The sequence below is a fragment of the Bacillus sp. CDB3 genome (assembly GCF_002081505.1).
GTDB lineage: Bacteria > Bacillota > Bacilli > Bacillales > Bacillaceae_G > Bacillus_A > Bacillus_A cereus_AT.
Genome location: NZ_ALBR01000096.1, coordinates 139,424 through 153,889, shown reverse-complemented (window position 1 = coordinate 153,889; position 14,466 = coordinate 139,424). Strand labels below are relative to the sequence as shown.

Here is a 14,466-nt window from a genome sequence, read left to right as displayed (position 1 = left end):
CANCTACNCCGTTTACNCCGTTGTACGTACGTCTACGACCTACCACGTAATAAACGTTAAAATTAAAACTTCTTGTACAAATACAAGAAGTTTTTTTATTCTATCTATTCTTTTTTATCACCAATTGCAAATGTAATTTCAGCTTCACACGCAACTTCACCATCCACTGTTGCGATTGCTTTTCCTTTTCCAATTGGACCACGTACGCGCGTCATTTCTACTTCTAGACGAAGTTGATCACCTGGGCGTACTTGTTTTTTGAAGCGACAGTTATCAATGCCTGCAAAGAAAGCAAGTCTTCCACGATTTTCTTCTTTCTTTAATACAGCAACTGCTCCAACTTGTGCTAATGCTTCTACGATTAACACGCCTGGCATTACTGCATAATCAGGAAAATGTCCATTAAAGAATTCTTCGTTCGCAGTTACATTTTTAATTCCGATCGCTTTCTTACCCTCTTCTACTTCCAAAATTTTATCAACGAGTAAGAATGGATAGCGGTGCGGGATAATTTCTTTAATTTGTTCTATATTTAACATGTAACGATCGCTCCTTTTTCTAAAAAAAGATTGGTCTTACCACTAGGGTATAGTTTATTATCCCATTTTGTTAACTTTTTGTCATTATTAAACGGGGACTACATTATTTAGGGACTTCCTCCTCCCCACCTAAAAATTTTAAGATGGGAAGTTCATCACTCACTATACGAATCGGAACGGAACAATCGTTACATAAATAAGTTGTAAAAAATGCACACACTTTATTCTTAAGAAAAACTATATAACTAATTACTGCTGACACGGAAATAGAAAAAAGTGTGTGCCCATATTAGGGAAAGGAACTATGTATAAAAACATACTTTTCCTTAAGTGTCGTATTCTGCATTATTATATTACATGTGATTTCAAATAAGAAAACCCCAAATATAGTTGAATACATGTGTATACATCCTATTATCTCTATATTTCTTTATTATCCTTTGATTTTCTTAAAAATAAAAAATATATAAAAATAGAATTTGTACTCCATATACAATGAAAACCTAGTAAACATAAGCTTCGCGGTCAAATTTCGCTCTGTAATACGCAATATTTTTTTATTTTTATACTATTTTTTTAAAAACCAACCTTACTTATTCCCACTATAACGAAGAATGAGCCTGAAAACATAAAAAAACAAGTCGTGGACTTTTTTAAGCGTCCACGACTTGGAGTATAGTTCATATTCGTTCTCTTTATTTCAAAGCACGTCTTGGTAGTTTGTCAATGTTCTCTAACATAATACCTGTACCAACAGCAACACATTGCATTGGGTTTTCAGCGATTAATACTGGTACCTTTAATTCTTCTGCTAGAAGCATGTCGATACCGTGTAATAAAGCTCCACCGCCTGTTAGAATAACACCGCGGTCGATAATGTCCGCAGATAGTTCTGGTGGTGTACGCTCTAGTACGCCTTTTGCAGCTTGTACAATGATAGCTGCGTCTTCTTTTAGTGCTTCTGTAATTTCTTCAGAGCATACTGTAATTGTACGTGGTAAACCTGTTACCATGTCACGTCCGCGAATTTCAAGCTCTTCACTGCGTGCACCTGGGAATACTGTACCAACTTTAATTTTAATATTTTCTGAAGTACGTTCTCCAATTAATAGCTTATACTTACGTTTAACGTAGTTTAAGATCTCCATATCAAACTTATCGCCAGCCATTTTGATAGAGGAAGAGGTAACAATATCACCCATAGAAAGTACGGCGATATCTGTTGTACCTCCACCAATATCAACAACCATGTTACCGCTTGGTTGGAAGATTTCCATACCAGCACCAACTGCGGCTACTTTTGGTTCTTCTTCTAAAAATACTGTTTTACCACCTGAACGTTCAGCAGCCTCACGAATTGCCTTTTGCTCTACAGATGTGATATTTGTTGGACAGCAAATTAAAATGCGAGGTTTTGAGAAGAAGCTCTTCACGTCCAATTTGTTAATGAAATACTTTAACATTGCTTCTGTAATTTCGAAATCTGCGATTACACCATCTTTAAGTGGACGAATTGCCACGATATTACCAGGTGTACGTCCCACCATACTTCTTGCTTCTTCACCTACTGCTAATACTTTTCCACTATTACGATCAATTGCCACAACAGATGGCTCATTTAATACAATACCCTTACCTTTAACATGAATTAATACATTAGCCGTACCTAGGTCAATTCCGATATCTCGCGCAAACATTCCCGTCTTTTCCTCCTCGATATTCAAAATCAGGTTACACCCGAATTCTTTTACACCTAATTTCTGATTTTATCATAAATTTAACAGAAACGTAATATTCGCAAAAAGAATTCTTCTGAAAAATATTACCGAATTTGCAAGGAATGTTTGCTCTCTTATATTTATTGGCGTACAGGCTTTTCTATATCTTCTTTACGATACTTCTGTTTTGTTGCTTCTCCCCCTCTTAAATGACGAATAGACTTATGATAATCAAGAATTTCTTTCACTTCATTTGCGAGCTCTGGATTAATTTCTGGCAAACGTTCTGTTAAATCTTTATGGACTGTACTCTTTGATACCCCAAACTCCTTTGCAATTACACGCACTGTCTTTCTTGTCTCCACGATATACTTGCCAATCTTGATAGTTCTCTCTTTGATGTAATCGTGCACACCACTCGCCTCCCTAAATTGGATGTGAGAAGTGTGAAATGAGACTCGCTGCATACGACTATGAAGTAAATGTGAGTGCTGTTTGTAAGCGTTAAACATTCTTGGATTTATAATGAAATGATTCACGATTTCTCACCTCAAACACTCTCTTTGCATTGGTTTATACCATTGTATTGCCCGCACTACTGATATATGCTACATGTTCACTATTTTTACGGACTAAGTGAAGAAAAATTACGTTTTTTTGTGAGAAATACGTTAAAGTTGACAATTATGGCGAAAAAAAATGACACCTTTTTATAAAAGGTGTCACTCTTCTCGGTCACAATCTTCTTTCAACAACTGGTGGTGGGGAACTTCCTTCTTACCGGCAATATAATAATATAAAGCGAATAAAACAAACAATAAAATAATAGCAATCGACAGAACAGATAAAAATGACACAGTATCCCCTCCCTTTTGTAATATATATTCGAGAATCTCGTCATTTTTCCTTGTTATTGCAACTTTTTTCTCGAAATTAATTATTTTTATATAAAAATGAAAAAATCAGCTCTCTAGTGAGAACTGATCTTTTCATTTTATTATTCTTGTGAAGAAGAATCGTTAGATGATTCTGTAGAACCATTCGTTGATTTTTCTTCTTTTTGAGATTTCTCATCTTGCTTGCTGTTCGTCTCTTTATCACTAGTTGAACCGCTCGTTGATTTCTCTTCTTTTTGAGATTTATCTTCTGTTTTACTTTCTGGTTTCGTGCTTGTTGACTTTTCTTCTTTTTGAGATTTGTCATCAGCTTTTTTACCAGAAGCATTTGTCGCCTTTGCAGCACCTGCATCAGCTTTAATTTCTGCTACTGATTTATTTAAATAACGCTCAGGGTTCACAGCCACATTGTCTTTACGCACTTCAAAGTGAACGTAAGAACCTGCATCTTTATTCATTGCACTTAGACCTGATTTTCCTAACACTTCACCTTGCGCAACTCTTGCACCTTTTTCTACTTTCACACTACCTAAGCTTTGATAAGATGCTGCTACACCATTTCCACTATCTACTGTTACAACATAACCAAGAAGTGAATCTTTTTCAGCTTTCGTTACTGTACCACTTAAAGCAGCTGTCACATCAAATTCTTTTCCGTTCTTCGCAGCAATGTCGATTCCTTTATTAGGGGAATATGTGTTGTTATAAAAGACAAGTGCTTTTTCTTGTTCCGCCTCTGATGCTGCATCTTCATAGAATTTCTTCTGTACTACTACTTCTGCATTTGCTGCAGCTGGCATTTTCACTACTTCTGAAGACTTTGTTACTGGTACTGCTGGATTTTCCGTTTGTGTATACGGTGTTGCTTGATCTTGGTTCGGAGCTTTCTTCGGATTAGCTCCTTGGAACCATAGTGCAACCATTAAGATTACCGCTGCACAAGCAATATATAGTGCCGGAAACACCCATCTTCTTTGAAATAAATGTACTACTTTTCGCGACTTTTTATTATTTCTTCCTCGCATTCCATCATCACCTCAGCAATCATTTTGAACAATATTCAAACATCCTATACAACCTATAACTAATTACTTTTCGACAAAATATGTAAAAATATGTATAGAAATTGTAAAATTTCCGAGGAAATGATAGAAAAAGGAAAAAACTGAGCGTTTGAGCTCAGTTTTTAGTCCATTTGTTTCTTTCTATAAATGAAGAGCGTAATAACAAGTACTGCAACTAACCAAATAGTTATGTTCAATAAATTACTAGTAATTGCACTAAAACCTCCACCTTTTATAACACTGCTAACTGCAAGACCGATATGACGAGTTGGTAAATAATCGATTATTTTTGTAACGACTTCATTCTTCACAAACATTCCAATTAAATCACCGAAAAGAAATGTCATTAATATTGGTAATCCAATTGTTGATGTTTGCGGTACATTTTGAGCTAATAATCCGATACAAGTACCAATGAGATTAAATATTAGCATTCCAAGAACAAAGATGAGTAATAATAATGCAAAATTACCTTCTAATTTACCTAAAATAAGTAGATTAATAAAACAGATTGCAACTGTAATCATACCTGTTAATGAACTTTTACCAATTAATACTTCAATAGATGATGCTGGTGATAGCATAAGAACACGAAGCGTATTTTTTTCCTTCTCTTCAGCGATAAGCATCGCCTGTACAAAGCCTCCAACCATAACTAACGCCATCGCAGTTAACGTACTTGCTCCAACTTCTCTCATATTATCTGAACGACTAAATAATACCGAAAAGACAAGTGGCATTACCAACATAATTAAAGTTTGTGAATTCGTTTTAAAATCCTGTAACTCTTTCCGGAAAATCGCTGAAAATCGTCTCATTGAAAATGTCATTATAATCCCCTCCCAGTAACTTCAATAAAGATATCACCTAGCGTTGGTTCGTGTGAATGAATGGATAGTAATTCACCTTTTTTCATCCATTCTGAAATACGTTTTGCACCTAATTCGTCTTTTTTCACAATTTCTTTCTTCTTATCTGTTAACACAACTTGTATTTGATCTTTCGCGTATTGCAAGCGAAGGTTTTCCGGTGTATCAAGAGCTACAATTTCTCCGCCGCACAGAAAGGCAATGCGGTTACAAAGTGTTTCTGCTTCGTCCATATTGTGCGTCGTTAAGAAAATCGTCGTTCCTTCTTTATTTAAGTCTTTTAAGATTTTATGAATGTTTTGTACGTTTACCGGATCAAGTGCGGATGTTGGTTCATCTAAGAAGAGGATATCTGGTTTGTGAAGGATCGCTCTAGCTAATGTGACGCGCTGCTTCATTCCTTTTGATAATTTTTTTACTTGTGTTTTTTTATCATCTAATAGATTCACTTGCGCTAGCACTTCATCGATTCGTTCTTTTTTACAATCGTATAAGTCACAAAATAATAGTAAGTTATCATAAATGCTAAGTCTCTCATATAAACCGCTGTTGTCTGTTAAAATACCAATTCGTTTGTAATCGATACTACTTGGCCCTGTAATGTCTTTCCCTAACACTCGTACTGTTCCAACGCTATGAAGCAATTGAGACGTTAAAATCTTTACTGTTGTTGTTTTTCCAGATCCGCTCGGTCCGAGGAATCCAAAGATTTCTCCTTGCTTCACCTCAATATTTACATTTCGAAGGGCCGTTTTTCCATCGAAACTTTTCATTACATCTTTCATTTCAATTGCCAATGTCATTTCGTCATCCCCTTTGTTTTTCTTTTTATAGATGAAAGTCGCTTTAGCGCTTTTCGTTTGTTTGTTTCGCTTTTCTTGACTCAATCATATGAAAAACAAAAGGGTTACGCAGTAAAATACCGGTAAAAGGAGTATTTTTACCGGTGAATGAATCGTATTTTGAGCTTATTGGAGCATTTTCATAGCCCAATTACACCTTTTAACTCATCCATCCGTCCTTTTGAAAGCGGGATTGAACTTTTTCTTTCGTCATCCAAAATTAAACTAAAACTATTACGAGTCCAAGTAATCACTTCTCGTACTCTTTGTAAATTCACAAGGTACGAGCGATGACATCTAAAGAATCCGAATCCTGTTAATCTCACTTCTAGTTCACTTAATGTTAATGCGCATACGAAATCTCCTTCGCGCACATGAATATGTGTCACTCCATTTTGTGTTTCAATGAAATGAATCTCCATTGGATCCAGTAAAATGATTTTATCGTTCACTTTCGCTGGTATTCTTTCAAGTTTCATTTGCGGAATCATTTGAACTACCTTTTCTTCATCGACTTCTTCAACTTCTTCTTGCTCGATCTCAACTTTTCTTACACCGTCTTGATTTAATATGTACACATCCTCTGTTAGCGAAAGAGCGTCCGATAAGAAAGATGACGTAATAAAGATCGCCTTTCCTCGCTCTTTCATTTTCATAATCGCTTTTCGAATAATAATCGTACTCTCTGTATCTACATTCTGCTCTGGCTCTTCCAAAATAACTAAATCCGGATTATGAATCATAACTCGCCCAAGATGAAGACGGCGTTTCTCTGAAAATGACAATTTTTCTATTTTAACGTTCAACTTATCTAGGAGACCGACATATTGTACAACTTCTTCTATACTCATATGTGACTCATAAAGCCCTAATAAGAACTTGAAATACTCCTTCACCTTCAAACGGTCGTATGCTTCATCTTTCAAAAAACAAAAACCGATGCGTGAATATACTTTCTTTCCAATCGGCTCCCCTTCAAATAGCACACTGCCCGAAGAAGCCTCTTCTTCTCCGATAATAATGCGATGCAACACTTTAGCTGTATGGTTATTACACTGCAAAACAACACATTGTCCTTTTTCAACCTTCAGTTCAACTGCCGGTAACTGGTTCGTCTTCCCTAATTGTTTCAACTCCAATAACGCCATTCTGTCTCCCCCAAGTGTTTTTCTCTAATTATATCAAACAATTAATGGAAAATTATGATATTTGATACAATGTTTTTAAACTGTATCAACAAAGAAGGCTATCCATCAGGATAGCCTTCTTCTCTATTTTTGCTCCACCATATAAGTCTTCAGCTGATCACGCAGCGCTCGTTTTAAAAACTTCCCTACAGATGTTTTCGGAATTTCATCTACGAATAAAATATCATCTGGCATCCACCATTTCGGGAATTCAGCTTCTAGTAAAGCATACAGCTCTTCTCTTTCTACTGCTTGTCCTTCTTTTAATACGACACAAGCAACGGGACGTTCTTGCCATTTTTCATGTGGAACTGCTACGACAGATGCTTCTAATACGTTATCGTGTGACATTAAAGCGTTTTCTAAATCTACTGAAGAAATCCACTCACCGCCGCTTTTAATTAAATCTTTCGTGCGATCAGCAATTTTAATAAATCCTTCCGAATCAACTGTAACGATATCTCCTGTATGGAGCCAACCATCTTTCATCGATTCCTCTGTACGCTCATCTTTATAATAGCTACCAGCGATCCACGGGCCTCTTAGACAAAGTTCTCCCATTTCTTCCCCGTCCCACTTAATTTCACCGTCTTGTCCAATCACTTTCATTTCTAGCCCAGGGAATAAATATCCTTGGCGAGAGCGCAAGTTATAATATTCTTCTTTCGGTAAATCGCGTTGATATGATTTCGGACAATTAATTACAACAGCAGGACTCGTTTCTGTCATTCCATATATTTGTCTAAATGCAATTTCATATTTCTCTTCATACGTACGAATCATACTTTGCGGAGCCGCTGATCCACCTGACCATATCGTTTTTACGCTACTAATATCATATGGATGCTTTTCAAGTTCTTGTAATAAGCCAATCCAAATTGTCGGCACGCCAGCCGTAATTGTTACTTTCTCACTTTCAATTAACTCCGCTAAAATTTTCGGTGTGAAATGCGGTCCTGGTAATACGAGTTTCGTCCCAAACCATGTACCCGCAAACGGTAATCCCCATGCATTAACATGGAACATTGGAACGACAGGCATACAAGTGTCTACTTCTGATATATTCCCGCCATCTGCAAGTCCAAGTGTATAACTATGGAGCGCAATACTACGGTGTGTGTAAACTACACCTTTCGGTTTTCCTGTTGTAGCTGATGTGTAGCACATACCGGCTGGTTCTTTTTCATCTAAATCTTTTACAAACGGAAATGTCTCATCGCCTTCTTCGAGTAATTGGTCATAATGATATGCTGGTGATAGTGTTGTTTGAGGTAGTTTATGATCGTCTGTCATAATAATAAAGGCTTTTATATGCGGGATTTCGTGTTGAATACTCTCTAATATAGGTACCATATCTTCATCGACAAGAATGATTTTATCTTCTGCATGGTTAATAATATATGAAATGTGGTCAGCGGAAAGCCTTAAATTAATTGTATGTAGCACCGCTCCGATTCCTGGAATCGCAAAGTATGCTTCCAAATGCCTATGATGGTTCCAAGCAATTGTCCCTACTTTATCCCCTTGTTCAATTCCCATTCGATTTAATACACTAGCAAGCCTTCTCGTCCGCTTTGCAATTTCTCCGTATGTTAATGTATGAATACGCGATGCAGTCCGTGAGACAACTTCCTTTTTCGAAAAATATTTCTCCGCTCGTTCCATCATGGACGGAATGAGAAGTGGTACATCCATCATCATTTTTTCACTACCCCCCTGTTATTATATTTTATATATTCACATAACTGTATTATAACACGTAGCACGCAGGGGAACTTCCATTTATTTCTACAAATAGTGACAAAAAGGACGTTCCGAAATTGAACTTCTGACTAAAGCTATTTTCTTCTTTGTTACGATTGCAATGATAATCGAATTTATCTCAACGGAAATTGAGTTATATCGTTCACGACTCCAAATATATCGACTTAACTACAAAATACGACAAAAATAATCTATCTACCAACAAAAGAAAACCGTCCCAACTACCATTTGGGACGGCCTCTTTTACGTTCTACTTTTTCACCATCAATTTTCCTTCATAATCATTCATCGTCTTTATTTCAACGCCTTTATAATAATGAGCGACGATATCTGTATATTTCTTACCTTCCGCTGCCATGCCATTCGCTCCGTATTGGCTCATGCCAACGCCATGACCGAATCCTTTCGTTGTAACGACGATTTTATCCCCCTGTTGTTTCCACGTGAAGTCAGACGAGCGTAAATCTAATTTTTCACGTACTTCTTTTCCTGTTAATGTTTTTCCTTGAAACGCTACATCTTTTACTCGTTTGCCTTCTGTAAGGTCTTTAATATCGCCGACTTTTCCGTCCGCTAGTACTTTCACACCGAGACGTTTTTGAAAGTCAGCTACTGTAAATGTTTGCTCGCTCGTAAATTTTGGAGATGCTTGATCCCACGGACTATCTACGCTTTTCAGGTATGGATAATCATTTCCCCAATAATCAGCTGCATTTTCTGTCCGGCCGTTACTCGTTGAGAAGAAAGAAGCTGAAATTGGTTTTCCATCATACGTTAAAACTTGTCCTGCGGTTTTCGAAACGGCTTCCTCGATTTTCTTTAAATTATTTTCGTAGTTATTACCCCATTGTTTCTTCAATTCTTCTTTGCTTTTGTACACTTGATCTTTCACCGTATCTGTCACGTCCGCATTGTTTTTCTTACCTCCGCTTAGCATGCGCTGGACTACAAATGTTCTCGCTGCTAATGCCTGCGCCTTTAGCGCCTCTATTTCAAAGCTGGCATTCATCTCAGAAGCTACTACACCGGTCACATACTCCTCCATAGGTAATGTTTCTACCTTCTTCTGCCGATCGCGATATACAGCAACCTGAACCGCTGTATCCACTTTCCCTGGAGCTGGTATACTTTCTATCGCTGGAGGAGTTTTAGAAGCTGCTTCTTCCCCTACTTTTGCTTTCGCAAACGGAATAACAAGAGCAGCAGGTACAATGATAACGAGCGCTATTAAAAACGCTACTGTAATGAAAAGTGGCTTTGAAAATTTCATCCTATTCCCCCAATATAAAGTTGGCTTCCTTTCATTCTTATGGAACTATGGACTCTTTTAGAACATGCTTGGGGGTATCGATATAAAGTGAAATTTTAATGCGGTGAAGTTGTACTGACCACAAATAGCGAAATAAAACAAAAATTTTCTAAATATTTTTACTGAGACGTGCATAAGTATAGAATTTCTTGACTATAACAGTAATAGTAAAAAAAATAGCCCCTATGTCAAAAGACATAGAGACTATTTCAATTAAGCGTGAAGATCAGAAACTTCTTGTTCTTTCACTTCTTCTACTTTTTCGTTTACACGTTCAATAGTTGCACCTAATGCAGCTAATTTCTTATGGAAGTTTACATAGCCACGGTCAAGATGTTTTAACTCTGTTACACGAGTATAACCTTCTGATACTAAACCAGCTAAGATTAATGCTGCTGCTGCACGTAAATCAGTCGCGCCTACTTCAGCACCTTGTAAGCTGTTTGGACCGTTCATAATTACAGAACGACCTTCAATTTTAATATCAGCATTCATACGACGGAATTCTTCAACGTGCATAAAGCGGTTTTCGAATACCGTTTCAGTAATCATGCTTGTTCCTTCAGCTTGTAATAATAATGCCATCATTTGTGATTGCATGTCTGTTGGGAAACCTGGGTGAGGCATAGTTTTAATATCAACCGCTTTTAACTTATCTGGGCCGATAACACGTATACCTTCGTTTTCCTCAATAATTTTAACACCCATTTCTTCCATTTTCGCTGTAATTGAGCGTAAATGTTCAGGTACAGCATTTTCAATTAAGACGTCTCCACCAGTAATTGCTGCTGCGACCATGAATGTTCCTGCTTCAATACGGTCAGGAATAATAGGGTGGTTTGCACCATATAATTTATCAACGCCTTCGATACGAATCGTTCCAGTTCCAGCTCCGCGTACTTTCGCTCCCATCGCATTTAAGAAGTTAGCTAAGTCAACGATTTCTGGTTCTTTCGCTGCGTTTTCAAGGATTGTTGTCCCTTTTGCTAATGTCGCTGCAGACATAATGTTTTCTGTCGCGCCTACGCTTGGGAAGTCTAAATAGATTTTAGCTCCTTTTAGTTCTCCGTCTACGTACGCCTCAACAAAACCGTTACCAACTTTTACTTTCGCTCCCATTGCTTCGAAGCCTTTTAAATGTTGGTCAATTGGACGTGAACCAATTGCACATCCGCCAGGAAGTGCAATACGAGCACGACCGTTACGTGCTAATAATGGTCCCATTACTTGGACAGATGCACGCATTTTACGTACATACTCAAATGGTGCTTCAATGTTTAATTCTTTAGAAGAATCGATTGTTACTTGGTTATTTTCAAATACGACTTCAGCATTTAAATGACGTAATACCTCGTTAATTGTGTATACATCAGACAAAACTGGTACTTCAGATAGTACATTCTTTCCATCACTCGCTAATAGGGCTGCAGCGATTATAGGTAATACAGCATTTTTTGCGCCCTCAACACGCACTGTGCCGTTCAACCGCTTTCCGCCACGGACGATGATCTTTTCCAAATTATTCCCCTCCGTGTCCTTTTTTCAGTATCTATTCACTCAATACTCAGAAGTTATGATCGGTGTGCCAACCACAATTGTATCTTTGTTGTCTGTAGAACGTATTGCTATTTGCACATTTATTTTCTCTCTATTTATCGAAAGAGCGTCATTCCACTTTTTATTATATGCGGAGACTGACACAAATGCTCTTTCTTCTGTCTGTTCGATCGCTCTTGCTGAAAGATCTTTCAAAACCTGATTGGTTTTATTTTGCAAAACACCTTCAATCTTATCATTCAATACACCTTGAACACAAGTGTAAATTGTAGGTTTTTCACTAAAAATTTTATTCATTTTCTGAACGTACTTCGGGTCCCATTTCGCCCCGCTTACTTCAAATATAATGAAAGTGTTTTCTTTAGTATTTTCCTTAGTCCAAGTTACTACTACTCGTTCTTCATATGAAGAAGATTTTTTATAGGATGTAGCTTTATATCCATCTGGAGATTGTTCTAATTCCCAACTTTCGATATTTGCCTTTTCCTTCACATCGTTTAACAATTTTTGAAACGTATGTATATTAGAAATTGTTTTTGTTTCTCGCGCTAACCATGACCACCGCTCTACTTTTGCATCATTCTTCTCTAAAGCTGCGATCATGCTCTCCATCTTCTGTTCATCGCTTATAGGTTTCATCTCTCTATATCCAACCAAAAATAAAACAACGCTTACGACAACGATAAGAATGGCTTTAAGCTTCAATCTCATCCCCTCCTATCCCCATTGTTAACGGAGATATGAGGTTCTATACACTTACTTTACTAAATACGTTAAACTCTTTGAATAGCCTAAATAATCAAGGAAAAAGTTACTGACAGATGTCCCAATCGCAATCGTAACTAGGATGAGTAATACTCTCGTCTGCATCACTTTCCCAGACTTCATTAAACGCTCAATGTGAATACCTTGCAAGGCCCACCACGTAATAGTAATAAACAATAAATGCGAAACAATGGCAATCAGTGCTTGTTGCCCTAAAAGTTGTGCCAAAAAATCGACCCCTTTTTGTTTGGCTACTACTTACGCAAAATGTAAAAACGATACCATAATAAGTAGGAGCCACACTTTTTCAAACGCGAATAGGCTTCTTACATTTCAAATCGTAATTTCCTCTCAAAAACATATACTTATATATGTTTCCGTTTGCTGTTACTCCAAAATAAAAAGCGCAGAGTACGGACTCTACACCTTTTGTTTTCACTATTGTACCACGTTCCCCAAAAAGAAGAAATCCTTCATTAATGGAAAATATTCATAAAAGAAATTGTAACCAATCATCGGCATAATCCCTAGTATTACAATCGAAATTGCACAAAGACTCATGACAACCTTTATATTTAACGGTAACCGAAGCCGCTCTTCTGTCTCTCCAGTGCGGAAAAACATTTGCTGTAATATCCGGAAGTAATATACGAATGAAACAACTGTTGTCCCCATCATAATAGAAGCTAATACGTAATGAGCAGGTTCAACATGAAGTGCCCCTAAAAAGATGTTAATTTTTCCGATGAAACCAGCTGTCCCAGGTATCCCAGCTAACGATAAAATAAAGATCGTCATCACTATAGCTGTAAATGGAGATCGCTTGTATAATCCTGTAAAAATCGTCATATTTTCCTTATTATTTTGTAAGATTAATCCATGGATGATTGCAAATACTCCTATATTCATAAGCATATATGCAAGCATATAAAACCACATACTATCCATCGTGAACTGTGATAGCGCCACAAGAGGCACGAGCAAATACCCAGCATGCGCGATACCTGAATAAGCAAATAGACGTTTTACGTTGTATTGCTTTAATGCTACTACATTCCCAACAATCATCGTAATACTAGCTAGCACAGCAATGTATATACTCATACGCCCGTACAAAGATTGTGCATCTCCTTGGATTGCCACGCCTGCAAACACCATAAGAAACAAACGCGTAATGAGTAGAAAACCAGCAATTTTAGAAATCGTTCCGAGAAAAGCAGTGACAGGTGTAGCCGCTCCCTCATACACATCCGGTGCCCACATATGAAATGGTACTGTTGCAATTTTGAATGAGAGTCCAACGAGCAAAAGTAGAAATGCAAGAGCTAACAATAACTGAATGCCCCCGGCCAATCCTTGCGTAAATGCCTTTTGCATTTCCACTATGTTGGTCGATCCTGTAATACCGTATAAATAACTCATTCCAAAGAGCGTAATTGCTGTTCCAATTCCTCCGTTAATGACGTATTTCATCGCCGCCTCATTCGATGCGCGGTTTCTTTTCCGGATTCCTACAAGAATGTAGGAAGAAAGCGACAGCAATTCTAAACCGACGAATAGTGTGATGAAATCAACGCTCGAAGCCATGAACATCGCTCCAAGAAGCGCCATTAACATTAAGTAATAATATTCTCCCTTATCCCCGATAGGATCCTTTTCATCATCGCTCATTGCCATACATAAGACGAGAGCTGCCCCGATTAATAACAACGTTTTAAACCCTTTTGAAAATCCATCTAACACAAACGATCCATTTAAAATATCTCCGGCTGGTTCACTATATAGCGTAATTAATGACACGGCCGCTAATACGACGGCTGCGATTGCACCAATCGCAACGTGCCTATGGTTCAGCTTAAAAAACAAATCACATATGGAAAGAAGGATGGCTGCCCCAAGAATAATGAATTCCGGCACCATCAGATGCCATGACAAGCTAAGTAACGTATTCATATC

General features: G+C 37.5%; 14 protein-coding genes. All 14 read right to left on the bottom strand.

Annotated features, from left to right (window positions below; translation table 11 throughout):
• Nucleotides 1-104: 104 nt before the first annotated feature.
• Nucleotides 105-539 carry a 3-hydroxyacyl-ACP dehydratase FabZ gene (gene fabZ / locus CDB3_RS24180; RefSeq protein WP_074532622.1) on the bottom strand — a complete coding sequence of 145 codons (435 nt, stop codon included), beginning with the start codon at nt 537-539 and terminating at the stop codon, nt 105-107.
• A gap of 695 nt (nt 540-1,234) precedes the next feature.
• A complete protein-coding gene (gene mreB / locus CDB3_RS24175; RefSeq protein WP_002123831.1) occupies nt 1,235-2,236 on the bottom strand; it encodes a rod shape-determining protein in 1,002 nt (333 codons plus the stop codon).
• Between the two features lie 161 nt (nt 2,237-2,397).
• A complete protein-coding gene (gene spoIIID, locus CDB3_RS24170; RefSeq protein ID WP_000544010.1) occupies nt 2,398-2,670 on the bottom strand; it encodes a sporulation transcriptional regulator SpoIIID in 273 nt (90 codons plus the stop codon).
• Nucleotides 2,671-2,979: 309 nt separating this feature from the next.
• Entirely contained in the window at nt 2,980-3,114 is a 135-nt protein-coding gene (locus CDB3_RS24165; protein ID WP_044738197.1) for a hypothetical protein, read from the bottom strand.
• A 140-nt stretch (nt 3,115-3,254) separates the two neighbouring features.
• Nucleotides 3,255-4,178 (bottom strand): stage II sporulation protein SpoIIQ, encoded by a 924-nt coding sequence (spoIIQ, locus tag CDB3_RS24160; RefSeq protein ID WP_097832442.1) that lies wholly within the window; start codon nt 4,176-4,178, stop codon nt 3,255-3,257.
• A gap of 161 nt (nt 4,179-4,339) precedes the next feature.
• Nucleotides 4,340-5,047: an ABC transporter permease gene (locus tag CDB3_RS24155; RefSeq protein WP_097832443.1), complete on the bottom strand. Its 708-nt coding sequence runs from the start codon at nt 5,045-5,047 to the stop codon at nt 4,340-4,342.
• Complete coding sequence (locus CDB3_RS24150; RefSeq protein ID WP_128856225.1) at nt 5,047-5,889, bottom strand: ABC transporter ATP-binding protein; 843 nt, start codon at nt 5,887-5,889, stop codon at nt 5,047-5,049. Before CDB3_RS24150 ends, CDB3_RS24155 begins: the two co-directional genes overlap by 1 nt.
• Nucleotides 5,890-6,068: 179 nt before the next feature.
• Nucleotides 6,069-7,076: a LytTR family transcriptional regulator DNA-binding domain-containing protein gene (locus CDB3_RS24145; protein ID WP_128856222.1), complete on the bottom strand. Its 1,008-nt coding sequence runs from the start codon at nt 7,074-7,076 to the stop codon at nt 6,069-6,071.
• Nucleotides 7,077-7,199: 123 nt separating this feature from the next.
• Nucleotides 7,200-8,816 (bottom strand): long-chain fatty acid--CoA ligase, encoded by a 1,617-nt coding sequence (locus tag CDB3_RS24140; RefSeq protein ID WP_128856221.1) that lies wholly within the window; start codon nt 8,814-8,816, stop codon nt 7,200-7,202.
• 313 nt (nt 8,817-9,129) lie between these two features.
• Complete coding sequence (gene spoIID, locus CDB3_RS24135; RefSeq protein ID WP_128856220.1) at nt 9,130-10,149, bottom strand: stage II sporulation protein D; 1,020 nt, start codon at nt 10,147-10,149, stop codon at nt 9,130-9,132.
• Between the two features lie 252 nt (nt 10,150-10,401).
• Nucleotides 10,402-11,706 (bottom strand): UDP-N-acetylglucosamine 1-carboxyvinyltransferase, encoded by a 1,305-nt coding sequence (murA, locus tag CDB3_RS24130; protein WP_128856219.1) that lies wholly within the window; start codon nt 11,704-11,706, stop codon nt 10,402-10,404.
• Between the two features lie 39 nt (nt 11,707-11,745).
• Entirely contained in the window at nt 11,746-12,450 is a 705-nt protein-coding gene (locus CDB3_RS24125; protein ID WP_179139751.1) for a YwmB family TATA-box binding protein, read from the bottom strand.
• Between the two features lie 51 nt (nt 12,451-12,501).
• Nucleotides 12,502-12,738: a DUF1146 family protein gene (locus tag CDB3_RS24120; protein ID WP_071734725.1), complete on the bottom strand. Its 237-nt coding sequence runs from the start codon at nt 12,736-12,738 to the stop codon at nt 12,502-12,504.
• A gap of 210 nt (nt 12,739-12,948) precedes the next feature.
• Entirely contained in the window at nt 12,949-14,463 is a 1,515-nt protein-coding gene (nuoN, locus tag CDB3_RS24115) for an NADH-quinone oxidoreductase subunit NuoN (RefSeq protein WP_372708557.1), read from the bottom strand.
• Nucleotides 14,464-14,466: the final 3 nt, after the last annotated feature.